The organism is Butyrivibrio sp. NC2007 (assembly GCF_000421405.1).
Lineage (GTDB): Bacteria > Bacillota > Clostridia > Lachnospirales > Lachnospiraceae > Butyrivibrio.
In genome coordinates this window covers 58,762-83,511 of the sequence record NZ_ATWY01000002.1, presented here as the reverse complement: position 1 = coordinate 83,511, position 24,750 = coordinate 58,762, and the positions used below count along the sequence as shown (strand labels likewise).

23 protein-coding genes are annotated in these 24,750 nt (G+C 43.8%); 17 read left to right on the top strand and 6 right to left on the bottom strand.

Annotation, left to right across the window (positions count from 1 at the left end; all coding sequences use genetic code 11):
• Positions 1-6 precede the first annotated feature (6 nt).
• The 3 genes from prmC to G632_RS18555 all read left to right on the top strand — a co-directional run bounded on the left by prmC (position 7) and on the right by G632_RS18555 (position 2,438).
• Positions 7-846 (top strand): peptide chain release factor N(5)-glutamine methyltransferase, encoded by an 840-nt coding sequence (gene prmC / locus G632_RS0102135; RefSeq protein ID WP_022767387.1) that lies wholly within the window; start codon positions 7-9, stop codon positions 844-846.
• A 51-nt stretch (positions 847-897) separates the two neighbouring features.
• Positions 898-1,968, top strand: coding sequence for a peptide chain release factor 1 (gene prfA / locus G632_RS0102130; protein ID WP_022767386.1), 1,071 nt, complete (start codon positions 898-900; stop codon positions 1,966-1,968).
• A 110-nt stretch (positions 1,969-2,078) separates the two neighbouring features.
• Positions 2,079-2,438: an Hpt domain-containing protein gene (locus G632_RS18555; RefSeq protein WP_022767385.1), complete on the top strand. Its 360-nt coding sequence runs from the start codon at positions 2,079-2,081 to the stop codon at positions 2,436-2,438.
• A gap of 10 nt (positions 2,439-2,448) precedes the next feature.
• Here the strand turns inward: G632_RS18555 and G632_RS0102120 are convergent, their stop codons facing one another.
• Genes G632_RS0102120 through G632_RS0102105 form a run of 4 tightly spaced genes read right to left on the bottom strand, consistent with a single transcriptional unit; the run spans position 2,449 to position 5,244 of the window.
• Positions 2,449-2,946 carry a DUF5721 family protein gene (locus tag G632_RS0102120; protein ID WP_022767384.1) on the bottom strand — a complete coding sequence of 166 codons (498 nt, stop codon included), beginning with the start codon at positions 2,944-2,946 and terminating at the stop codon, positions 2,449-2,451.
• Between the two features lie 24 nt (positions 2,947-2,970).
• A complete protein-coding gene (locus G632_RS0102115) occupies positions 2,971-3,711 on the bottom strand; it encodes a response regulator (RefSeq protein WP_022767383.1) in 741 nt (246 codons plus the stop codon).
• A 12-nt stretch (positions 3,712-3,723) separates the two neighbouring features.
• Positions 3,724-4,017 (bottom strand): DUF1294 domain-containing protein, encoded by a 294-nt coding sequence (locus G632_RS0102110; protein WP_022767382.1) that lies wholly within the window; start codon positions 4,015-4,017, stop codon positions 3,724-3,726.
• Positions 4,018-4,020: 3 nt separating this feature from the next.
• Positions 4,021-5,244, bottom strand: coding sequence for an argininosuccinate synthase (locus G632_RS0102105; protein ID WP_022767381.1), 1,224 nt, complete (start codon positions 5,242-5,244; stop codon positions 4,021-4,023).
• Positions 5,245-5,456: 212 nt separating this feature from the next.
• Between G632_RS0102105 and argC the strand changes: the two genes are divergently transcribed.
• The 13 genes from argC (at position 5,457) to surE (ending at position 20,213) form a co-directional block, all read left to right on the top strand.
• Positions 5,457-6,509 carry an N-acetyl-gamma-glutamyl-phosphate reductase gene (gene argC, locus G632_RS0102100; protein WP_022767380.1) on the top strand — a complete coding sequence of 351 codons (1,053 nt, stop codon included), beginning with the start codon at positions 5,457-5,459 and terminating at the stop codon, positions 6,507-6,509.
• A gap of 29 nt (positions 6,510-6,538) precedes the next feature.
• The gene (locus G632_RS0102095) at positions 6,539-6,982 is read left to right on the top strand and encodes a GNAT family N-acetyltransferase (RefSeq protein WP_022767379.1); all 444 of its coding nucleotides are present in this window, start codon (positions 6,539-6,541) and stop codon (positions 6,980-6,982) included.
• Between the two features lie 9 nt (positions 6,983-6,991).
• Positions 6,992-8,215 carry a bifunctional glutamate N-acetyltransferase/amino-acid acetyltransferase ArgJ gene (gene argJ, locus G632_RS0102090; RefSeq protein WP_022767378.1) on the top strand — a complete coding sequence of 408 codons (1,224 nt, stop codon included), beginning with the start codon at positions 6,992-6,994 and terminating at the stop codon, positions 8,213-8,215.
• 11 nt (positions 8,216-8,226) lie between these two features.
• A complete protein-coding gene (gene argB / locus G632_RS0102085; RefSeq protein WP_022767377.1) occupies positions 8,227-9,123 on the top strand; it encodes an acetylglutamate kinase in 897 nt (298 codons plus the stop codon).
• Positions 9,124-9,140: 17 nt separating this feature from the next.
• Entirely contained in the window at positions 9,141-10,340 is a 1,200-nt protein-coding gene (locus tag G632_RS0102080) for an acetylornithine/succinylornithine family transaminase (RefSeq protein WP_022767376.1), read from the top strand.
• The gene (locus G632_RS0102075; RefSeq protein ID WP_026512333.1) at positions 10,337-11,848 is read left to right on the top strand and encodes a sugar ABC transporter substrate-binding protein; all 1,512 of its coding nucleotides are present in this window, start codon (positions 10,337-10,339) and stop codon (positions 11,846-11,848) included. The genes G632_RS0102080 and G632_RS0102075 overlap by 4 nt, the downstream gene beginning before the upstream one ends.
• A gap of 63 nt (positions 11,849-11,911) precedes the next feature.
• On the top strand, positions 11,912-12,562 hold the full coding sequence (locus tag G632_RS0102070) for a helix-hairpin-helix domain-containing protein (RefSeq protein ID WP_026512332.1): 651 nt from the start codon (positions 11,912-11,914) through the stop codon (positions 12,560-12,562).
• Between the two features lie 20 nt (positions 12,563-12,582).
• Entirely contained in the window at positions 12,583-13,263 is a 681-nt protein-coding gene (locus G632_RS0102065; protein ID WP_022767373.1) for a response regulator transcription factor, read from the top strand.
• A 3-nt stretch (positions 13,264-13,266) separates the two neighbouring features.
• Positions 13,267-14,766: a sensor histidine kinase gene (locus tag G632_RS0102060; RefSeq protein ID WP_022767372.1), complete on the top strand. Its 1,500-nt coding sequence runs from the start codon at positions 13,267-13,269 to the stop codon at positions 14,764-14,766.
• A gap of 33 nt (positions 14,767-14,799) precedes the next feature.
• Positions 14,800-15,717: a GerMN domain-containing protein gene (locus G632_RS0102055; RefSeq protein WP_022767371.1), complete on the top strand. Its 918-nt coding sequence runs from the start codon at positions 14,800-14,802 to the stop codon at positions 15,715-15,717.
• 26 nt (positions 15,718-15,743) lie between these two features.
• On the top strand, positions 15,744-18,029 hold the full coding sequence (locus G632_RS0102050) for a DNA internalization-related competence protein ComEC/Rec2 (protein ID WP_081647041.1): 2,286 nt from the start codon (positions 15,744-15,746) through the stop codon (positions 18,027-18,029).
• Positions 18,030-18,069: 40 nt separating this feature from the next.
• Positions 18,070-19,458 carry a sodium-dependent transporter gene (locus G632_RS0102045; RefSeq protein ID WP_051154846.1) on the top strand — a complete coding sequence of 463 codons (1,389 nt, stop codon included), beginning with the start codon at positions 18,070-18,072 and terminating at the stop codon, positions 19,456-19,458.
• A 32-nt stretch (positions 19,459-19,490) separates the two neighbouring features.
• Positions 19,491-20,213: a 5'/3'-nucleotidase SurE gene (gene surE / locus G632_RS0102040; RefSeq protein WP_022767368.1), complete on the top strand. Its 723-nt coding sequence runs from the start codon at positions 19,491-19,493 to the stop codon at positions 20,211-20,213.
• Positions 20,214-20,286: 73 nt separating this feature from the next.
• Here the strand turns inward: surE and G632_RS0102035 are convergent, their stop codons facing one another.
• Positions 20,287-22,695 carry a ribonucleoside triphosphate reductase gene (locus tag G632_RS0102035; protein ID WP_022767367.1) on the bottom strand — a complete coding sequence of 803 codons (2,409 nt, stop codon included), beginning with the start codon at positions 22,693-22,695 and terminating at the stop codon, positions 20,287-20,289.
• Positions 22,696-22,860: 165 nt separating this feature from the next.
• Entirely contained in the window at positions 22,861-23,550 is a 690-nt protein-coding gene (locus G632_RS0102030; RefSeq protein ID WP_022767366.1) for an anaerobic ribonucleoside-triphosphate reductase activating protein, read from the bottom strand.
• A 99-nt stretch (positions 23,551-23,649) separates the two neighbouring features.
• Between G632_RS0102030 and holA the strand changes: the two genes are divergently transcribed.
• Positions 23,650-24,675 (top strand): DNA polymerase III subunit delta, encoded by a 1,026-nt coding sequence (holA, locus tag G632_RS0102025; RefSeq protein WP_022767365.1) that lies wholly within the window; start codon positions 23,650-23,652, stop codon positions 24,673-24,675.
• The last annotated feature ends 75 nt before the right edge of the window (positions 24,676-24,750 follow it).

The window sequence follows — 24,750 nt, the reverse complement described above, 5'->3', positions numbered from 1 at the left end:
ATTATTATGAACTATCTAAATTCTTTTGAAAACGGAAAAGAAAAGCTTATGAGAGCCGGAGTAGACGAGTATGCACTTGATGCCCGGCTCCTTTTAGAATGTGTATGTTCTACTGACCACAGTACGCTCCTTGCCCACCCGGATAAAGAGCTTACGGAGGATGAAGAGTCCTTATATACCTCTTACTTAGACAGAAGAGCAAACAGAGAGCCTGTTGCCTATATCCTTGGCAAATGGGATTTTATGGGACTAGAGTTTACGGTAAACAGTAACGTCCTTATCCCTGAGCAGGACAGCGAGTTTTTGGTTGAGGAAGCTCTAAGGCACTGCGAAGACGGTATGAAGGTCCTTGACCTGTGTACGGGTTCGGGCTGTATCGGTCTTAGTATCCTTAACTACACTAATGGAACAAGTGCGCACTGTACTGACATTTCAGAGGCTGCTCTTTTAGTGGCAAAAGAAAATGCGGATAGCCTGGGGTTATCCGACAGGTGTGAATTTGAGCAGACAGATCTTTTCCCTAAGAAGAATGATAAATATGATATCGTGGTATCAAATCCGCCATATATAGCAACTAAAGTAATAGAGAGCCTTGCGCCTGAAGTTAAGGACCATGAGCCGCGCCTTGCACTGGATGGAGATGAGGATGGCCTTTTATTCTACAGAAGGATTGCCGATAAGGCAGGAGAGTATCTCTTCTCAAGCGGATATCTCATACTTGAGATAGGCTATGATCAGGCAGAGGCGGTAACAGGTCTTTTGAAGGAAAATGGTAAGTACCATGATATAGAAGTGGTTAAGGATTTCTCCGGAAACGACAGAGTTGTGAAGGCCTGCTTTTATTAGCGGGGCATATTCTGGAAACTGAGACTATGATTGTTATCGGGAGAGATGAATATGTTTGACAGATTAGAAGATATTATCAGAAGATATGAAGATATAACCATGATGCTGGGCGACCCTTCAGTTGTTTCAGATCAGGAGAAATTCAGAAGCCTTATGAAGGAGCAGAAGTCCCTCGAGACTCTGGTTGAATGTTACAAAGAATATAAGGACACCAGGCAGACCATTGAGGATTCACTGCAGCTTCTTGATGAAGAGAGCGATCCTGAGATGAAGGAAATGCTAAGAGAAGAGCTCTCCGATGCCAAGGATAAGATCCCTGAGCTTGAGGAGAAGCTTAAGATACTGCTTCTTCCTAAGGACCCTAATGATGAGAAGAACGTAATTGTTGAGATAAGAGCAGGTGTCGGAGGAGATGAGGCTGCGCTGTTTGCTGCCGATATGTTCAGACTCTATACAAGATATGCAGAGAGACGCGCATGGAAAATAGAGACCATGAGCGTAGAAGATATAGGTATCGGTGGTATCAAGACCGTCAGCTTTATGATAAAGGGTGACGGAGCATACTCAAGACTTAAGTTTGAGAGCGGTGTTCACAGAGTTCAGAGAATACCTACGACAGAGTCAGGCGGAAGGATCCATACCTCAGCTATAACCGTGGCAATCATGCCGGAAGTTGAGGATGTAGAAGTCGAGATCGACATGAACGACTGTAAGTTCGATGTTTTCAGGGCTTCAGGAAACGGCGGACAGTGCGTAAATACCACAGATTCAGCCGTAAGACTTACTCACCTTCCTACAGGTATCGTAATCTCCTGCCAGGATGAGAAGAGCCAGCAGCAGAATAAAGCCAAGGCCTTAAAGGTGCTTAGAGCCAAGCTCTATGAGATGGAGCAGGAGAGAAAGCACAATGATGAGGCGCAGCTGCGTAAGAGCCAGGTTGGAAGCGGAGACAGGTCAGAGAAGATAAGAACCTACAACTTCCATCAGGGAAGAGTAACCGATCACAGGATCGGACTTACTCTTTACAAGATAGATCAGATCATGGACGGAGATCTGGACGAGATTATTGACAGCCTTATCGCTGCGGATCAGGCAGAGAAGCTTGCTTCAGTGGAAGAATAATTAAAATTACATAAAAATGAGCCTTTTCGTTGATGTAAAAAACCAAATGTTGTAAAATTATTATATGTTACATCGTATGTTTGTCAGTATGGCTACACCTATGGAGGCATATGGACGCTGGATTTAAGACAGAACTAATTGAATGGGGCGTTGACTGGAACGAGATATTGGACCGATTCATGGGCAATGAGGACCTCATTGCCAAGTTCATGTTCAAGTTTTTAAATGACCAGAGCATGAATGACCTTACGAAGTATTTAGATGAAGGTAACGTTTCAGAGGCATTTAAAGCTGTTCATACCCTTAAGGGCGTAGGAGCAAACCTTGGACTTAAAGGCTTCCTTACTCCGGTATGCGAGCTTACTGAGATATTAAGAGCCGGTTCTATGGATGGTTATCAGGAAAAGTACGACCAGATAAAGCCGAAGTATGATGCACTGATAGGTATTTTGCAAAAGTATCAGGCATAAAAAAAGCAGATCATAGAAGATCTGCCTCAATACCGTTTGATTCTAAAAAGCTTGGGATGTATTCGTCCCAGGCTTTTTCTGCGCTTTTATCCAGGGTAAAGATGTTGTAGCTTACGCCTGTGGTGATGATAACTTCGCCCTGGGAGAATCTCAGATTTATGCCAAGAGATATCTGATCCGGGGAGATATCCATATCAGCATTTTGTAAGAGCGTGAGTTTATCAGAATCGCTAAGGTGCAATATGAACTTGAAACCAAGTGGTGTCTGCTTGCCCTTTATAAGGATAAGAGCTATGGGACGGATCTTGGCCCAATTTGAGAATTCATTACTTAGAGCTGCTTCAGACTCTTCTGAGTCTTTGTAGAATTCCTTATGAATCCTTCCGTCTATGGTAAAGGTATTAAAGGTATCGATGGTGACTTCCTCCACAAGAAAGCTGTCGAACAGCTCAGTTGTCAGAAGCTTGGCCATGAAGTTTTTCTGCTGCTTAATCTTTAGTGCTATCAAATCTTTTTAAATCCCCCAAAAGAATTAATTACTTAAATTCCCGCTTTCCTTGGCATATTGCCTTGCCTTACTTATGGCGTTTCTGTAGGTAAAGGAAACAGGAAGAGTCATGTCGTTGTCCATGGTGACCTTACCAAAGGACGTCTTTTTTACATGGTTGACATTTACAAGTCCGTTGTCATTTACAGGGCAGATCTGCGGGAAGATATTGCACTGATCATAGAAATTGACTATGTCATCGAGAACGCAGGCTACGCGGTTTCCTGTGAGATGAACTTCAAGCTCGGAGCGGACTCTTTTGACACAGATGATATCGTCCCCATGGGCATAGATGGTCTCATCTTTACCGCGAAGTTCTATGGAAGGCTCGCCGTTTACAGCAAGCTCTGCAATCTTATCAACGATGGCAGTGATTTCAGCCACTTTGATAGGCTTTTCAAGAAACATGATGTTAGAAGCTGTGATGCCTTCTTTTTCCACCAGGGCTTTGTAGTCGATGGTGGAAGAGCACATTACGATGGGACTCTCGATACCTGCATAGAGAAGCATCTTCAGGATATTAAAGCCGTTGCACTCATCATCGTGCATATCGACAAAAAGACCCTGATACATCTTCGGATTTTGCATGAAGGCCTCAACGTTACCGTAGGAATCGATCCAGATTCTCTCACCGGTTTCCTTAAAGTATCTGTCGGACTGGCGCCCCAAAAGGCGCTCTGTCTGCTTTCTGTCAGCTATATTGTCATCACAAACGGCTAAATGCATAGGATACCTCTTTTACATAAAGTTAAATTCTATCGGACTAAAATAAAGAAGAACTACAAGTGCAATCTGTAATATAAGTATTATAGGCATTCCGAAGAGAAAATACCAATGCTTGGTCTTGTGCCTGAAAAGGTGCATACCTAGGATACTTCCGATACTTCCTCCAAGAATTGCGATAGCAAAAAGGGTCGCTTCCGGGATACGAAAGGCGCTGCGTATCGCGCGCCTTTTATCGATTCCCATGAAAGCGAACCCTAATATGTTAAGTATTAGCAGATATATTCCAAGAATAAAGATGGTCTTCATTAATTATTTGTTCTTTTCAACTTCCTGCATCTTCATAGCACGAACCTTGCATGATAAGCCAAAGAGATTGATGAAGCCCTCTGCATCGTGGTGGTCGTAAAGATCACCTGTCTTGAAGGAAGCGATGCTCTCGTTGTAGAGAGAGTAAGGTGACTTTGTACCAGCCTTGATGATGTTGCCCTTGTAGAGCTTGAATGTAACTTCTCCGGTTACATACTTCTGAGTTGACTCAATGAATGCCTGCTCGGCCTCGCGAAGAGGAGTGAACCATTTCCCTTCATATACTAGATCGGCAAACTTGTTGCCCATATCTTTCTTCATTGTATAGGTATCGCGATCCAAAATCAACTCTTCAAGCTGCTGATGAGCCTCGTAGAGAATGGTTCCACCGGGTGTCTCGTATACGCCGCGGGACTTCATTCCAACTACACGGTTCTCAACGATATCTACGATACCGATGCCGTTCTCGCCGCCAAGCTTATTGAGGGTGCGGATGATATCGGAGACCTTCATCTCTTTTCCGTTAACTGACTTGGGAACTCCGCCCTCGAAAGTCATGGTAACGGTTGTAGGTGTATCGGGTGCATCCTCAGGTGTCTTACCAAGAACAAGGAGATGCTTGTAGTTAGGCTCAAGTGAAGGATCCTCAAGCTCAAGTCCCTCGTGAGAGATGTGCCAGAGGTTTCTGTCACGGCTGTAGCTGGAGTCTGCAGAGAATGGAAGATTGATGCCATGAGCCTTGCAGTATGCAATCTCAGATTCACGTGAATCCATTGTCCACTTATCATTTCTCCATGCAGCGATTATCTTGATGTCAGGAGCAAGAGCCTTGATACCAAGCTCGAAACGGATCTGGTCGTTACCCTTACCTGTAGCACCGTGGCAGATTGCAACAGCGCCTTCTTTTCTTGCAATCTCAACAAGCTTCTTGGCGATCAGTGGACGAGCCATTGATGTACCAAGCAGGTACTTGTTCTCGTAAACAGCGTGAGCCATTACGCAGGGAACGATATATTCATCACAGAATTCATCTACAACGTCAAGAACATAGAGTTTGCTGGCTCCACAGCTGATAGCTCTTTCCTCAAGACCGTCAAGTTCCTCTTCCTGTCCGCAGTCGATGCAGACACAAACAACTTCGTAATCAAAGTTTTCTTTAAGCCACGGGATGATAGCAGTAGTATCAAGTCCGCCTGAGTATGCGAGAATAACCTTTTCTTTTGCCATTGAAACACTCCTCAACTTTCTTCGTATGTTATAATTATTGTTGCTCGTTGGATATAAATATAAACCCTCGATGCATAAAATGCAACACCAAAATGCATAAATATTTAAAAATCTTTCCAATTCTGCATAAATATTTAAATTTCTATTGCATTATTCATGCATGGGTCGTATACTTAAAAAAGTTTATACATATATGAGAGGTGAAAACCATTATGATCAAAGTAGGAATTATCGGTGCTACAGGCTACGCGGGAGCTGAAATCGTAAGACTCATCCAGGGTCATCCCGATGCAGAGGTTGTGTGGTACGGATCCAGAAGTTTTATCGATGAGAAGTACAGTAATATATATGGAAACTTCTTTAAACTGGTTGATGCAAAGTGCATGGATGACAACATGGAAGAGCTTGCATCACAGGTGGATGTCATCTTCACGGCGACTCCACAGGGACTGTGCGCATCACTTGTTAATGAAGATATTCTTAATAAAGTAAAGATAATCGATCTGTCAGCAGACTTCAGATTAAAAGATGTTTCTGTATATGAGAAGTGGTACAAGATAGAGCACAAGGCGCCTCAGTATATAGAAGAAGCAGTTTACGGACTCTGTGAGATCAACAGAGATAAGGTAAAGAGTGCAAGGCTTGTTGCAAATCCCGGATGCTATACCACCTGCTCAATCCTTACAGCTTATCCTCTTGTTAAGGAAGATCTTATAGATGTAGATACACTTATCGTTGATGCTCTCTCTGGAGTGTCCGGAGCAGGAAGAGGAGCCAAGGTTGCCAACCTCTACTGCGAAGTCAACGAATCTGCCAAGCCTTACGGAGTTGCCACTCACAGACACACTCCTGAGATTGAGGAACAGCTTGGCTACGCAGCGGGAAAAGAGATGGTGATAAACTTTACACCTCACCTTGTCCCAATGAACAGAGGAATTCTTGCTACAGAATACGCTACTCTTATAAAGAAGGACGGCAAGCTTCCTACTTCTTCCGATATAAGAGCTGCTTATGAGAAGTATTATAAGGATGAGAAATTCATAAGGCTCTTAGATGACGGTGTATGTCCCGAGACCAGATGGGTAGAGGGCAGCAACTTTGTAGATATCGGCTTTAAGATCGATGAGAGAACCGGAAGAGTTATCATGATGGGAGCAATTGATAACCTGGTAAAGGGAGCAGCAGGACAGGCGGTCCAGAACATGAACATCATGTTTGGACTTGATGAGGCCAAGGGACTTGAGCTTGTTCCCAGTTTCCCGTAATTACTGACAGATCTGGGGAGAAAACTGATATGGTTCGCAAGATGACAATAGAAGATTACGACAAGGTATATGCGCTGTGGATGTCCATTCATGGATTCGGTATAAGGACCATGGATGATTCCAGGGAGGGAATAGAGAGATTTATCAAAAGAAATCCTGAAACAAGCGCAGTGTATGAGCAGGACGGAAAAATAGTCGGTGCTATTTTATGTGGCAATGACGGAAGAAGAGCATGTTTTTACCACGTATGTGTAAGTGAGGAGTACAGAAAGCACGGCATTGGAAGGAAAATGGTTGAGTTCTGCTGCGAAGCGCTCAAAAAAGAGGGTATCAACAAGGTATGCCTGAACGCTTTTGTCACCAATGAGGTAGGGAACAAGTTCTGGCAGAAGATGGGCTGGACCCTCAGAGATGATATGAACTATTACGACTTTGTACTTAATGACAACAATCTTACAGTGTTTAATAAATGAGGAGGCATTATGAAGGTAACAGAAGGCGGAGTAACAGCAGCAAAGGGCTTTAGTGCCACAAGCTGCGAAGCCGGTATCAAGTATAAGAACAGAACGGATATGGCCTTTGTCTTTTCCAAAACGCCATGTACCAGTGCAGGTACATTTACATCAAACGTGGTAAAGGCAGCCTGTGTTCAGTGGGATCAGAAGATTGTATATTCCGGTGAGCCAATGCATGGAGTTGTCATCAACTCAGGAATTGCAAATGCCTGCACGGGGAAAGAGGGCTTTGATGCCTGCGAAGCTACAGCAAAGGCTGTAGAGAAGGCCTTAGGAGTTCCATATTCATCAGTTGCAGTGGCATCTACAGGTGTTATTGGAATGCAACTTCCGGTTGATAAATTAGTGGCCGGAGTTGAAGCTATGAGCAAGACCTTAGATGATAGCATAAGCGCCGGAACAGCAGCCTCCAAGGCTATCATGACTACAGATACCGTCAACAAAGAGGTGGCAGTTACTTTCGAAATTGACGGAAAAGAGATAACCCTCGGCGGAATGAGTAAGGGCTCAGGCATGATCCATCCCAACATGTGCACTATGCTTGCTTTCCTCACAACAGATTTGAGCATTGAGAAATCTCTTTTACAGGAAGCAGTTTCAGAGGTGGTAAAAGACTCTTTTAACATGATAACCGTTGACGGAGATACCTCTACAAACGATACGCTTCTCGTTATGGCTAACGGCGAAGCGGGCAATGAGACTATTAAGGATAAATCTGATAACTACGATACCTTTAAGGAAGCGCTTAGCTTTGTATGCACCTTCCTTGCCAAGAAGATGGCAGCAGACGGCGAGGGAGCAAGTAAGCTCTTTGAAGCAAAGGTAGTAAACGCAAAGTCCAAGGAGGATGCAAGAACACTCTCAAGGGCAATCGTTGGATCAAACCTTTCAAAGGCTGCGATCTTCGGGTGTGATGCCAACTTTGGAAGATTCCTTTGTGCTATGGGATATTCCGGAGCAGACTTTGATCAGAATGATGTGGAGCTGTTCTTTGAGAGCGCAAACGGAAGACTGAAGGTATTTGATAAGGGAACTCCTATTGTATTTGATGAGGATGAAGCCCTTAAGATCATGAAGGCAGATGCAGTAACAGTATTTGTCGATATGCATGAGGGAAGCGAAGAGGCTACAGCCTGGGGATGCGATCTCACATACGACTATGTCAAGATAAATGCAGATTACAGAAGCTAAAGGAGAGAGTCATGGATCAGGGGATGCAGGATGTACTTAAGAAAGCGGAGGTGCTGGTAGAAGCGCTTCCATATATTCAGAAATTCAACAGGAAGATCATAGTTGTTAAATACGGCGGAAGCGCCATGAGCAACGAAGAGCTGCAAAAGAATGTAATAACAGATGTTACTCTTTTAAAACTGGTTGGATTTAAGCCAATCATCGTTCACGGCGGCGGAAAGGCCATCAGCTCCTGGGTGTCAAAGGTCGGCAAAGAGGCGGAATTTGTAAACGGACTCAGGGTTACAGATTCAGAGACCATGGAGATTGCCGAGATGGTTCTTGGAAGAGTCAATAAGCAGCTTGTGACCATGGTTCAGGAGCTGGGCGTCAAGGCTATCGGTATAAGTGGTAAGGATTCAGGTCTCCTTCACGTTACCAAGAAGTATTCCGATGGCAAGGACATCGGATATGTGGGCGAAATTGACAGCGTAGATCCCAAGGTTTTATATGACCTTCTCGACAACGACTATCTGCCTATCGTTGCACCTATCGGACTTGATGATAACTTCGATACCTACAATATAAATGCCGATGATGCTGCATGTGCCATTGCCAAGGCAGTGGGAGCTGACAAGCTGGCATTCCTTACAGATATTGAGGGAGTTTATAAGGATATCAAGGATCCGGAGTCCTTTATCTCAAGACTTACCTGCTCTGAGGCAGATGCTCTTATCGCCAGCGGTAATATCGGCGGAGGCATGCTTCCAAAGCTTGGCAACTGTACAGATGCAGTTAGAGGCGGCGTTAACAGAGTGCATATTCTGGATGGAAGAATTCCTCATTGTCTTCTTCTTGAGATCTTTACCAACAAGGGTATCGGAACCATGTTTATGCCAGACCACGAGAAAACAGCAGCAAATGCTTAATAACAGGAGATATTAAAATGAGTGAGATGATGCAGAAGTACATTGAAGAGGCGGAGAAAGCTCTTTTACACACATATAACAGATATCAGATCGTTTTGGACAAAGGTGACGGAGTTTATCTCTATGACATAGATGGCAAGAAATATCTGGATTTCGTGTCGGGTATTGCTGTATTTGCCCTCGGCTATAACAATAAAGAATACAATGATGCGCTCAAGAACCAGATTGATAAGCTTCTGCACACCTCTAATTACTATTACAATGTTCCGGCAATTGAGGCTGCCAAGAAGATAAAAGAAGTATCCGGAATGGACAGGGTATTCTTTACAAACAGCGGAGCAGAGGCTATTGAGGGTGCTTTGAAGGCTGCAAGGAAGTATGCTTTCCTTAAGGATGGCAAAAATGATCATGAGATCATCGCCATGACTCATTCCTTCCACGGAAGAACCTTCGGTGCTCTTTCAGTAACAGGAAATCCTCATTACAGAGAGGCCTTTGAGCCTATGATCGGCAATATCAAGTTCGCTGATCTGAATGACTTTGACTCAGTTCTTAAGTGCGTAAGTGACAAGACCTGCGCTATAATCCTTGAGACCGTTCAGGGAGAGGGCGGAATATATCCGGCAACCGAAGAGTTTTTGACCAAGGTAAGAGCTCTTTGCGACGAAAAAGACATCCTTCTTATCCTGGACGAGATCCAGTGCGGAATGGGAAGAACAGGATATATGTTTGCATGGCAGAAGTACGGAATAAAGCCTGACATCATGACAACTGCCAAAGCCCTTGGATGCGGAGTACCGGTTGGAGCATTCCTCATGACTGAAAAAGTAGGTCAGAACTCACTGGTTGCAGGAGACCACGGAACCACTTATGGTGGCAATCCTTTTGCCTGCGCTGCCATAAACAAAGTCCTTGATTTATTTAAGCAGGACAATATAATAGAGAATGTGAATGAGGTGGCTCCTTATTTGGAGAAGCGCCTTGATGAGCTTAAGGATAAGTATGATTTCATTACAGACAGGCGTGGTGCAGGTCTTATGCAGGGACTGGTATTTAACAGACCTGTAGGTGAAGTAATTAATAAGGCACTTGAAAAGGGACTTATCCTTATAAATGCAGGAACAGAGATAATCAGATTTGTTCCTCCGCTGGTTATAACTAAGGAGAATGTAGATGACATGATCGAGATATTGGATTCATGTCTGGAGTCTTTATGAGAATTAGAATTAGAATAATATCAATAATACTTGTTGCCTGCGCACTGCTGGGCACTTACGTTTACGCCCGCTCTGACAGGAGCATATTTGAGGATTATTCTCTTTTTGCAAGAAATAAAACTACCGTGAGGCTGTGGTATACGGATGATACCCTGACTCCATATCTCCAGAGTAAGGCTGTTGCCTACTCTGAGTCTAACAGCAAGGTTCGAATCGAGCCTGTGCTTGTTTCTGGTCTTGAATACCTGGAGGCCATCAACAAGGCCTCCGTGGATGAAGACAATTACCCGGATCTGTATATAATAACAAATGATTCTCTCGAGAAGGCCTATTTAGCAGGCCTTGCAACAGAGATTGAAGGTGGAGATGAATTCCTTTCAAAGGGAATTTTCCCTGAAGCTGCTATTGATTCCGTTACCTATAAAGGGAAAAAGATAGCATATCCCTTCTACTTTGAGACCAGCTCTCTTATCTACAACAAGACCTACCTTGAGAACATGGCTGTTGAGACCATGCAGACAGAGATAGATACTGCTGAGGGAGAGGCTGCCCAGGAAGAGACCGAAAAAGCTGAGGAAGAAGGAGAACTTTCAGAAGAAGACGAGGTTACATCAGAAGATGTAAACCCTGAGATCACTCAGGGCATGATCGATGAAGTTGTTGCTGAGAGCCTTCCTCTTAATATCTCTGATATCCTGAAGTTTGCCGAGAGCTACAATGCTCCTGAGCAGGTTGAGGCGGTGTTCCAGTGGGACGTTACCGATATTTTCTACAATTACTTCTTCGTTGGTAATTACATGAACGTTGGCGGACAGGCAGGAGATGATGTCAGCCAGATCGATATTTATAATACAGACACTATCAGCTGCATGAAGATTTACCAGCAGCTTAATCAGTTCTTTGCTATCGATGCCGATTCAATTGACTATGACAAGGTGGTTCAGGACTTTATCGATGGTAAGGTTGTATTTACCATTGCTACTACAGATATCATCAAGAAGATTGACGATGCCAAGGCATCAGGTGAGTGCAATTTTGAGTTTGCAGTAGCTGATATGCCGGGACTTACAGCAGATTTCGGGTCAAGAACCATGTCAGTGACAGATTGTATCGTTGTCAACGGACTCTCCGAAAATCCGGAAGAAGCCAATGAAGTGGCCAGATTTTTGTGCTCTGACAATTCCGGAGATATCTACAAGCTTGGCGGAAAGGTGGCAGCTCATTACGGCGTTAAGTATGACAATGCCAACCTTGCAACCTTTGTAGGTGTTTATGCCGATTCGGTTCCAATGCCCAAGACAATTGAGACCAGCAACCTCTGGATGGAGCTCGAGATCGCTTTTACCAAGATCTGGAACGGAGAGGACTGTAATTCAACCCTCAAAAACGTTAGCGAGAGCATTATGACTCAGGTTACAGGTACCCCTTATACTGCAGAGGCACTACCTGATCCTGATGATGATGCGATAACTGCAGGACTTACAGAAGATAGTGAAGATAATGATTGAATTATTTCTTTCAATCGCATAGAATAAAAAAGCATGGTGGGGTCCTCTTATTTAGGAGGAAACATGCGAAAATTATTACCAATATCAGCACTTATGCTGATGTTTCTGACCGGATGCACATCTGCAAGCAAAGAGATAATCTTATCCGATAACACTGCTAATAATACCTTGGAAGCTGAGGCTTTTAGCTCGCAGGAAGATTCCGGAAAAGAGATAGAAACACCGGAGACTTTAGATGAAGAGATTCCTGTTAGTGTTGTGGTATATGTCTGTGGAGCAGTGGTAAATCCCGGAGTATATGAGCTTTCTGAAGGAAGCAGGATCGATGATGCAGTTACCGCTGCCGGCGGTTTTTCTGAGGATGCCGACAGGACTTATGTCAATCTGGCCGCCAGGATAAGTGACGGCTCTAAGCTGCAGATACCGACAATATCAGAGACTTCTGATGAAGCTGTTGCAAAAGGCATAGATTCTTTTGACATAGAAGATAACGGTTCTAAGTCCGGTGCATCAGCTGGAGGCGGCCTTATCAATATTAATACCGCTTCGCAAACGGAACTGGCTACGCTTCCGGGAATCGGAGAGGGAATAGCCGGCAAGATAATAAAATACAGAGACGAGAACGGCTCTTTTAAAAGTATTGAAGATATCATGAAGGTATCAGGGATCAAGGATAAGCTGTTCTCTAAGATAAAAGATCAAATAACTGTCTGATTTATAGGAATGGTGAAGAAATGAGCAAGAAAGCGCTTGTAGTAGACGACGAAAAGGCAATTGTAAAGGGAATAAAGTTCTCTCTGGAGCAGGACGACATTGTTGTTGACTGCGCATATGACGGACAGGAAGCCCTTGATAAGGCTAAGGCCGGCAATTATGATATTATCCTTCTCGACGTAATGCTTCCTAAGCTCACAGGTTTTGAGGTTTGCCAGCAGATAAGGGAATTTTCTGATGTTCCCATTATCATGCTCACAGCCAAGGGCGACGACATGGACAAGATCCTTGGTCTTGAGTACGGTGCAGACGATTACATTACAAAGCCTTTCAACATCCTCGAGGTGAAGGCCAGAATCAAAGCTATTATCCGCAGAACCGGAAGAACTGCCGATACGAATCAGGTTATGACCTTTGGTGACCTTAAGCTCAACGAAGAGTACAGAAGAGTATTTGTGGGAGACAGAGAGATCAATGTTACCAGCAGAGAGTATGAGCTGCTGGAGCTTTTGGCATCCACTCCCGGTAAGACCTATACCAGAGAAGAACTTCTTGAGACCATCTGGGGAACAGATTATCCAGGTGATGAGAGAACAGTGGATGTTCATATCAGAAGACTTCGTGAGAAGCTTGAGTCTAACCCAAGCGAGCCTAGATACGTAAGAACTAAGTGGGGCGCCGGATATTACTTCCAGGCATAACTTATGGATAAAAGTAAGTTTAAATTCAGAGACATTCTTAAGAGTCTAAGAGTGCGATTCTTCATAATTGTATTTATAACGGGGCTTGTTTCATGCCTCGTTATGCATTCTGTCATTCTGACCAGTTATGAGGATCGTGCTGTCAATGTAAGATCGACCGAGGTACAGACACAGCTGCGAATTCTCGCCAATCACCTCATTGTTTCCAACTACCTTCTTGATACATCATCAGAAGTAATTAATGCCGAGCTGGATATGCTAGCCAATCTTTATGATGGCCGTGTTATCGTTATCAACGATGATCTTAAGGTGGTAAAAGACACTTATAACATAAGTCAGGGCAAGACCATCATCTCAGAAGAGGTGGTAAACTGCCTAAAGACCGGATCCAAGGGAACGGTTTCAAAGTATGACCAGGCCAACGGATACATTGAAATTGTTACTCCCATCATTGAGAGTGATCTCATTCAGGAGGAGGATGTATCTGCAATTGGCAAGAGCAGTGAAGTGGTGCGTGGAGTTCTTTTGACCAGTGTATCTACCGACACTATTGCAACTACGCTGAATATCCTCAGCAGAAGAGCCCAGAGCCTTGAGGTTGTTATAATCCTCTTCATCCTTGCTTTTGCAGCCTGGGTATCGCATACGCTGCTAAAACCCTTCGATAGAATTACCGCAGCCATCAATGATGTTAAGGCAGGCTATACTGATGAGCCTATCACCGGACCTAACTACCTTGAGACAGAGCAGATCATCAAGGCTTTCAATGCGCTTCTTAAGCGAATGAAGGTTCTGGATGACTCAAGGCAGGAGTTTGTATCCAACGTCTCTCATGAGCTTAAGACTCCTATTACCTCCATGAAGGTTCTGGCAGATTCGCTTCTTGCCCAGGAGGATGTTCCCAATGAGGTTTACAGGGAGTTCATGACAGATATCGGTGCCGAGATCGACAGAGAGGATAAGATCATCAACGACCTTTTGTCCCTGGTCAAGATGGACAAGAAGGCATCGGGACTTACCATTACCTCAGTAGATGTTGTGAGCCTCACAGAGGTGATCCTTAAGAGACTTAGACCTATAGCCAGAAGACACAATATTGAACTCACACTTGAGAGTAAAAGAGCTATCGTAGCGGAGATAGACGAAGTTAAGATATCACTCGCTATCATGAATCTTGTTGAAAATGCTATCAAATACAACAGGGACGAGGGTTGGGTTAAGGTTGAGCTTGATGCTGATCATCAGAATTTCTATGTCAAAGTTATGGATTCGGGCTACGGTATTCCCGAGGAATCCCTTGACCATATTTATGAGAGATTTTACAGGGTCGATAAGTCAAGATCACGTGAGATTGGCGGAACCGGACTTGGCCTGTCAATAGCAAGGAACGCGGTTCTGATGCACAGGGGAAGTATCGATGTGCAGAGTAAACTGGATGAAGGAACAACCTTTACAATATCAATTCCGCTTACAGCTGCGACTGTTAATACTACGGCAAAATAACAATTGGATTGTCATATGAAGAGAATTATTTTTTTGAAAAACAGAATAACATGTGCTGTCCTTATTGTGTGTATGGCAGTTTTAATGGCGGGATGTGGCAGAAAAGAAGCAGTCGATCCGGATAGCTTCAAGCTCTTTTACGTCAATAACAGTGAGACCGGTATTGTAGCAGTAAACTATGATATTAAAAGCTCTCTGCAGGATACGGATGCAGTAATTCGTGAACTGATTGGACAGCTTGGCACAATGCCCGAAAGACTTCAGTACGAAGCTCCGCTGACGGGAGAAGTAACACTTCTTGGGTATTCTTTAAACGATAAGGTTCTGACCCTTAATTTTGATATCAAGTATGCAGATATCGGAAGAACTGTGGAGATCCTGGACAGAGCGGCAATTGTAAGAACCTTTACGCAGCTTGATGAGATTGAGTATGTATCCTTCCAGGTAGAGGGAACGCCTCTAGCTGACCACTATGGCAATATTATCGGCAATATGTCAGCGGATACATTTATCTTTAATGTCGGAAATGAGATCAACACCTATGAGAGGGTTGAGCTTAAGCTCTATTTTGCAAATGAAGCAGGAGATAGGCTGGTTCCGGTTTATCGCTCTGTAGTTTATAACAGTAATATTTCCATGGAGAGACTGGCTGTAGAGCAGATAATCACAGGCCCCAAGACTGATATCTGTTATCCGACCATATCCAAGGACACCAAGATCAACAGCGTTAACGTTAAAGACGGTGTCTGTTATGTTGATTTTGATTCTTCTTTTTTGACAGAGCCTTATAACGTAACTGCTGAGGTTGCTATTTATTCTCTGGTAAACAGCATCGTAGAGCTTACTAACGTAAATAAGGTTGCTTTCTCTGTAAACGGAGAAGCTAATTTTACATTTATGGATTTCTCAATTACAGGACCATACGAGAGAAATCTTGATCTTATGGAATAAAGATTATTTGTTAGGAGTATTTTTCTTTGAAACGGCCGTTATGTCTTTTGGCGATTCTGCTGAGTGCGGCTGTCTGTATTTATCTTGAAGTGTTTTTGTCTGACATTACCGGGAATATGAACGCAGCCCCGGATGGCTCTTATCAGACTGTAATTGGACGGGTTCAGTCCAAGGAGGTCAGAAGAAGCTATCAGGGCGAATTTCTTCCGGTAATCTACATTGTTCCAACTGAGCAAATAAACATACATTCAAAGCTGATCCAGTGTTATCTGGAGTCGGGAGATGAGGCTCTTCCAGCAATTGGAGAATATATTCAGGTTTCAGGTAAGGTAAAGACCTTTTCTGCGCCTACAAATCCCGGAGAATTCGACAGCCGGTTATATTATTCAACACTGAAAATTTCATACAGGCTAACAGGGGTTAAAATTCTAAAGACCGGTGGAGAGCCGAACAGGTACAGAGAAACGCTTTATAAGATAAGGCGCTTTTTGGAGAGCTCTTTGGACAGAGCTTTGTCAGAGCAGGATTCAGCCATAATGAAGGCTATGCTTCTGGGAGATAAGGCTTTTATGGATGAAGAGACTAAAGATATGTACAAGGACAATGGAATCATGCACATATTGGCGGTAAGTGGTCTTCATATCTCCCTGATCGGAATGGGGCTTTATGAGCTCCTTAGAAAGCTGGGCCTTAATAAGGTGATGACAATGCTTTTTCCAATAGCGTTCATGTATTCCTACGGAATCATGTGCGGAATGGGAACATCCTCCTTCAGAGCAATCTGCATGTTTGCGCTAAGGCTCTTTGCACCTGTGGTGGGAAGAACCTACGATGTTTTAACGGGGCTTTCTCTTGCTGAGATACTTCTTTTGCTGGATCAGCCTCTGTATATGTATAACAGTGGATTCTTGTTTTCTTTTGGCGCGGTGATCGGTATGACTGTGATCCGCCCGGCGCTCTCTTTTGATGCTGCTTTTGAAGGTGTGACATCCGGGAAGATGAAGTTTGCGGATGACGAGATTTCTTTTGCAAAAGAGATCCTGATGAAGCTATCAAGCGGTCTTACAAGTGGACTAAGCATCTTCTTGGCAACGCTTCCTGTCTATGCAAGCTTTTATTACACATACCCTCTGCATTCCATTTTGCTTAATCTTGCAGTCATTCCGCTTATGGGCATCTTGATGCTGCTTGGGATCATAACTATGTTCCTTGCGATATTCGGAGGCGCATTTGGGGTAATACCCGGGATGTTCGTTCATATCATTTTGTCTCTGTACAGGTTTCTTGGCTCATCGGAGGGCATTATCAGGGGCAGTACCTGGTATATGGGACATTCTCAGAAGTGGCAGGTGCTGATCTATTTAGGTCTGGTTGCTGCCTTTGTATGGCTTTCGGATAAGGATTATCTGCCGCCACTTAAGATGAGCGTGACACGAGTCTTGATTCTTGCGATGGCGGTTTTTGCCCTTACTTTTCATGTTAAGCCGGATCTTGAAATCGATATGGTTGATGTGGGTCAGGGCGACGGGATAGTGATCTCTTGCGGAGGAAGGCACATGCTCATCGATGGAGGAAGTACCTCGACTAAAAATGTCGGAAAGTACAGAATTATTCCGTTTCTGAAATACAAGGGAATAGGAAGGCTGGATGCGGTGGTGATGACCCATGAAGATGAGGACCACGTCAGTGGGATCCTCGACATAATGGATGATATGGAGAAGGGCGGAATATGGATCGACAGGCTTCTTCTTCCGGAGGTTTCCACATCCTCTCAGGGAGAAAACTATGATTTTTTAGAGAAAAGAGCTGATGAGCTCAGGATCCCTATCGACTACATAAACACCGGTGAATCATTTTCTTTATCGGGCGCAACTTTTACCTGCCTTAATCCTGAAAGAGGCATGATAACAGAGGAACCCAATGCCTATTCAATGGTGCTTTATTTGATGTATGGGGAGTTCACAGCTCTTTTTACAGGGGATGTGGAAAATGAGGGACTTACGAATGTGAAGGAGGCTCTGAAAAATCTATGGCTAAGCGCAGAGGATGAGTATCCTGATGGCATAACACTTTTAAAGGTTGCTCATCACGGTTCAAAATACACTACGGATAAAGAATTCCTGGATCTGACAAGGCCAAGGCTTTCCCTCATTTCCTGCGGAGCAGGCAACAGCTATGGTCATCCTCACGATGAGGTGCTCCAAAGGCTTGAAAACATTGGAACGGCAGTCTATCGTACAGATGAATGTGGCATGGTCACAGTGGAGGTTAATGGCGGAAAAGTAACTGCATATTGCCCGGTTAATTTTTAAGCTTTTAAAATTTTGTGCTATACTAAACACTGTGCGAAAAATGATATCGGAGGAAAATGTTTTGAAGAATGATAACCGCGGGTCTTTTTCCGGAAAGATCGGCTTTGTACTTTCAGCTGCCGGAGCATCGGTAGGGCTTGGAAATATATGGAGATTCCCGTATCTGTGTGCCAAGTATGGCGGAGGAATCTTTTTATTTGTTTATATCATATTGGCTCTTACTTTTGGCTACACTATGATCGTGGCTGAGACAGCAATAGGAAGAAACACCAAAAAGAGCCCTGTAGGTGCATTTAACACTCTTAGTAACAACAAATTTATGTCTGTAGGCGGATGGATAAATGCTATCATCCCGATCCTGATCGTGCCTTACTACTCAGTTATAGGTGGCTGGGTATGCAAATACCTGTTTGAATACATAAGAAGTGATGCTGCTACCGTTGCGTCGGACAGTTTCTTTGTGGATTTTATTTCAGACGGTTCAAAGTCTGAGTTTTGGTTCATAGTATTTGCAGTCCTTGTTCTTGGTGTTATTTTCATGGGCGTTGAAAACGGAATAGAGCGTGTGTCCAAGCTCATGATGCCTGTACTTGTGGTACTGGCGCTGATCATCTGCGTCTATTCGGTAACAAGGCCCGGCGCTTTGGGGGGAGTTAAATTCCTCTTTATCCCAAATGTTCAGAACTTCTCAATAATGACGCTGGTAACAGCCATGGGACAGATGTTTTACTCACTCTCTATTGCCATGGGAATCCTGATCACTTTCGGATCGTATGTTAAGAAGGAAGTCAGCATCGACGAGTCCACAAGACAGGTGGAGTTCTTTGATACAGCTATCGCCATTCTTGCGAGCCTTATGATAATTCCTGCGGTTTTCTCTTTTTATAACGGAGATCAGTCAATGCTTAAGGCAGGACCTTCACTGATGTTTATCACTATGCCCAAGATCTTTGCCAGCATGGGATTTGGAAGGATCATCGGTTTCTTGTTCTTTGCGCTGGTATTATTTGCAGCGCTTACAAGTGCGATTGCTCTGACAGAGAGCGCTGTTTCCACCTTCTCTGATGAATTTGGCTGGAGCAGGAGAAACGGAACTCTTATAATGGCCTTTGTTATGATAGTTCTCGGAAGTCTTTCATCTCTTGGTAACGGTCCACTTTCAGGCGTGACAATCATCGGAATGCAGTTTTTGGATTTCTTTGACTTTATTACCAATTCAGTAATGATGCCGATGGCAGCGCTTGCAACATGTCTTCTTATCACAAGATATATGGGCATGGAGAAGCTTACCATGGAGGTAGAACAGGATGGACATCCGTTCCAGAGAAAGCACATCTTTTCATTTATGATCAGGTTTTTGTGCCCTCTGTTTGTGTTGATAATTCTTGTCAGCGCAATCCTTAATGTACTTGGTATCATATCCATGTAACAACAGATTATTATGAATGCGAGGAGAATGCTTTGGGGAAAAGACAAATTCTGATAACCAACGATGACGGAATAAAATCTGACGGCCTTAGGAGGCTGGTAGAGTGTGCCCTTTTGTTTGGAGAGGTTACAGTGGTTGCTCCTGAGAGTGAGAGAAGCGCAGCTTCCCATTCGCTGACACTTCGTCATAGCGTGGACTGCTATCCTTATGACTTCGGAATAGAGGGCGTAAGAGCCTATACCTGCTCAGGAACACCCAGTGACTGTGTGAGAGTAGGAAGCCTTTATCTGATGCCTAAGAAACCTGACGTAGTAATGTCCGGAATTAACTATGGCTATAATGTCTCTTCAGACATACAGTATTCAGCCACACTTGGAGCTGCCTTTGAGGGAGAGTTCCAGGGCTATCATTCAATAGCGTTTTCAGAGTCCAACAATGGAATCCATGAGGTAACAGATCATTATTTAAAAGAGCTTATGGAAGAAATGCTACAGAGAGAATATGTGCCGGGATATGTTGATAGTATAAACTTCCCCGGATGCAAGCTTTCAGAGTGCAAGGGAGTATTAAGAGACAGAACGGTTTCAAGAACTCCGTTCTATACAGACAGATACAAAAAGACGGCTGACCTTGAAAACGGTGGTGTGAGCCTTATGGTGGACGGCATCTACAGCCCTGTACATGAAGATGATACGGATTACGGAGCAGTTTTAGATAACTATGTATCTGTGGGCGTAGTCAAGAATCTGTGCTGATAAATAAACAAAAAATTGCAATAAAAACGGGACAGGCTGTTTTAGCCTGTCCCATTATTTATGCTTGTTTTCTTTATGATACCTGACTGTCTGCAATCCAGCTCTTAATGTCTGAAACTCCAAGAACCTTCTGGAAATCATCACCTGACTTAACTACAAGTGTAGGTGCCTGCATGATTCCGAATTTCTCAACAAGATCAGGGTGCTCGTTTGCATCAAGTGTGCTGTACTTAATACCTGCTTTATCAAGAAGTGAACCTGCGATCTTACAGTTAGGGCAGGTCTGTGTCTTGAAGAGCATTACTGTCTGCTCATCGAGATTTGCGGCGCTGCTTCCTGATTCTGTATTTGACTTCTTAACAGCAGCCTCTACAAAGCTTGCCTGCTTAGGGCCTGTATGTGTGAGCTTGGAGTGACCGATGTTATAAACCTTACGATCTTTGTACTCCTGAGCCTTACCATCGTTCCAGTTAGCAACAGGGCGGTAGTAGCCTGTGATACGGCTGTATACTTCTGTCTTGGCTCCGCAGTGAGGACAAACTGCCTGCTCGCCGGCAAGGTAGCCATGCTCCTTACATACTGAATATGTAGGTGACATTGTGTAGTACGGAAGCTTGTAGTTCTCAGCAATCTTTCTTACTAATGTAGCAGCTGCCTTCCAGTCAGGAAGCTTCTCGCCCAGGAATGCATGGAATACGGTTCCTGATGTATAGAGTGTCTGAAGCTCATCCTGAATATCAAGAGCGGAGAAGATATCCTCAGTGTAACCAACAGGAAGGTGAGATGAGTTGGTGTAGTAAGGAGTTCCGTTCATATTAGCTGTGATGATGTCAGGATAAAGCTCTTTGTCATGCTTAGCAAAGCGGTAAGTTGTTGACTCAGCAGGAGTAGCTTCTAAGTTAAAGAGCTCTCCGTCATACATTACCTGATACTCACCAAGACGCTCTCTCATGTGGTTAAGGACATCCTTGGAGAATTCCTGAGTTCTCTTGTCTGTCATATCTGCCTGGATCCACTTTGCATTAAGTCCAACTTCATTCATGCCGATAAGGCCGATGGTTGAGAAGTGGTTTGAGAAGGATCCGAGGTATCTCTTTGTATAAGGGTAAAGACCCTGATCGAGGAGCTTGGTGATAACCTGTCTCTTGGTGTGGAGGCTTCGAGCTGCAACATCCATAAGGTGATCAAGTCTCTTGTAGAACTCATCAGCGTCCTTTGAAAGATAAGCAATACGAGGCATATCGATGGTAACAACGCCGATAGAACCTGTTGACTCACCTGAACCGAAGAATCCGCCGGATTTCTTACGAAGCTCTCTGAGGTCGAGACGAAGTCTGCAGCACATGGAACGAACATCTGAAGGCTCCATGTCTGAGTTGATGTAATTTGAGAAGTATGGAGTACCATACTTGGCTGTCATTTCAAACAGGAGCTTGTTGTTCTCTGTCTCGCTCCAATCGAAATCGCGTGTTATTGAATATGTAGGGATAGGATACTGGAATCCACGTCCGTTGGCATCTCCCTCGATCATGATCTCGATGAATGCCTTGTTTACCATATCCATTTCGTGCTGACAATCACCGTATGTGAAGTCGAGCTCTTTTCCGCCTACGATACAGTTGAGGTTCTTAAGGTCATTAGGAACGGTCCAGTCAAGTGTGATATTTGAGAAAGGAGCCTGTGTTCCCCAGCGTGAAGGTGTATTTACACCATATACGAAGGACTGGATGCACTGTTTAACCTCTTTCTGAGAGAGGTTGTCCACCTTAACAAAAGGTGCAAGGTATGTATCAAATGATGAGAATGCCTGAGCGCCTGCCCATTCATTCTGCATGATTCCAAGGAAGTTGACCATCTGGTTGCAGAGGGTAGAGAGATGGCTTGCAGGTGAAGATGTGATCTTGCCGGGAACTCCGCCGAGGCCTTCCTGAATGAGCTGCTTAAGGCTCCAGCCTGCGCAGTAACCTGTGAGCATTGAGAGGTCATGGATGTGGATGGCAGCGCTTCTGTGAGCGTTTGCAATCTCTTCATCATAAACTTCTGAAAGCCAGTAATTAGCTGTGATCGCACCTGAATTAGAGAGGATAAGTCCTCCTACAGAATATGTAACTGTTGAATTCTCTTTAACTCTCCAGTCGTTGATCTTGAGATAATCATCAACGAGATCTTTATAGTTAAGGAGGGCAGAGTTAACGTTACGAACCTTTTCACGCTGCTTACGATAGAGGATGTATGCCTTGGATACATCTGAATAGCCTGCCTCTGAAAGGACTTTCTCAACGCTGTCCTGAATTTCTTCTACGGTGATCTTTCCGTCTTTTACCTTGCTCTCGAAGTCTGAAGCAACTCTGAGGGCGATGAGATCGATCACGCTTGAGTGATAATCCTTCTCAAGAGCCACAAAGGCCTTGGTTATAGCAGCTGAAATCTTGGATATATTAAATTCCGCAACTGTTCCGTCTCTTTTTACAACCTGATACATAAGAAACCCCCTTAAACAAAACTAACCATAAGATTTTCTGAAATTAAAAGTGCCAATTGCCTTGGCACTTTCGATAAAACAAGGATAGCACAATGAAATCCTTCTGTCAATATATAGATAAACGAAAAAACATAAACACAATATATTGTGGTTTGAAGTCGAAAATCACATTCCGCGCAGCTGTGCGTCCGGCACATATTTTTGAGCGATCTTCAGATACCTGTCCATATCTTCGGGATCGGGAGAGGAGAGATTTTTATTTGGAACAGTTTCTCTTGACACAAATGCTTGTAGGTAATAATGAGTGGCACCACTAATCATTTTTCCGATAGCTTCAAACGAAGAATCGTCGTGAAGTTCTTTTACCACAGTGGTTCTAAACTCGTATGAAACGCCGCTGTGCATAATGATTTCGATGCTCTTTTCGATATTTGAGGTATCAAAATCAGGAAGACCAATTGTCACGGCATATTTTGGAAGAGAATTCTTGATATCCATGGCCACATAATCAATAAGCCCTTCGTCTAAAAGAGCCTTAAGCTCATTCGGATGGTTTCCGTTGGTATCAAGTTTGACCTTAAAGCCAAGTTCCTTGATCCTTCTTATAAACTCAGGCAAATCCTTGCGAAGAAGGGGCTCTCCTCCTGTAATGGCAACACCGTCAAGGAGTCCAACTCTTTTCTTTAGGAAGGAAAAGAACTCTTCGTCATCCATGATCGGCTCCGCTGTGCCGTCTACAAGCTCAAAGTTGTGACAATATGGACACCTTAGATCACATCCGCCAAAAAATACGGTACAGGCGACATTCTCCGGATAATCAAGAAGTGTCATTTTTTGAAGGCCATGTATCAACATATAGTGTTTCCTCAACTTATTAAAAGAAAATTATGCGCTCATCTAGTATATCAAAAAAAAGCCAATTATGTTAACATAGAAAACGAGGTGTGTTTTTAGATGGCAGCAAAAACTACGGATTTTCCGGCTAAACAAAAACAATTAAATGATGATATTGCCAGTGGGAATTTTAAACCCTGCTACCTTATATATGGTGAAGAAGCTTATCTTCGTCTTCAGAACAGGGATAAGCTCTTAAAGGCACTTGGGTGCGACGAGTCTTCCATGAACTTTAACAGGTATGAGGGAGATGGCAACGTACCGGGACAGATCATAGATATGGCGCAGACTATGCCGTTTCTTGCTGATAAGAGAGTCATTCTCGTCCAGGACAGCGGCTTTTTTAAAAACGGATGTCCGGAGCTTGCTGAGTATCTTAAGGAACCGTCCGATACCACGCTATTTATCTTTGTAGAGAAGGAAGTAGATAAGAGAAAAGACATCTACAAGGCAGTAAGCAAACTCGGATTTGAGATAGACTGTGATGTACAGAGCGATGAGACGTTGATGCGGTGGATAAAGTCTAAGTTCGCACAGGATGGAAAGACCATATCTCCTAGAGCTCAGGCAGTGTTTATAGACCGCGTAGGTACTGACATGTCAAACATAGCAACTGAAATTGAAAAGCTTGTTTGCTACTGTATAGACAGAAATGAGATAACCGAAGCAGACATAGAGAGTGTATGCGCAAACTATCTTACCAGCAGGATTTTTGCCATGACAGATGCTATTTCTGCTCAGGACCAGAAGAGAGCCATGGAACTCTACTATGATCTTCTGGCCCTCAAGGAACCACCGGCCAAGATACTTTCCCTTATCACAAGGCAGTTTAATCTGATGCTTCAGGTAAAAGAGATGACGGACAACCGGAGGGATAAGGGACAGATAGCATCAGCGCTTAAGCTGGCACCATTCCTGGTTGGCAAGTATCAGAACTGGGCCAGGAGCTATTCATACAAGCAGCTTAAGGATGCGCTTGAATTATGTGCATCCAACGATGAAGCGGTAAAGACCGGCAAACTGGATTACATCATCAGTGTGGAAATGGTGATCATAGGCTCCACTTCCAAGAGAAGTGCCGGATAAAAGATATTTGAAAATGTGCAAATGTTGAATTATACTATATAAACGTGTGGCCGGGGGCCACAAAGAGGGGTGTTT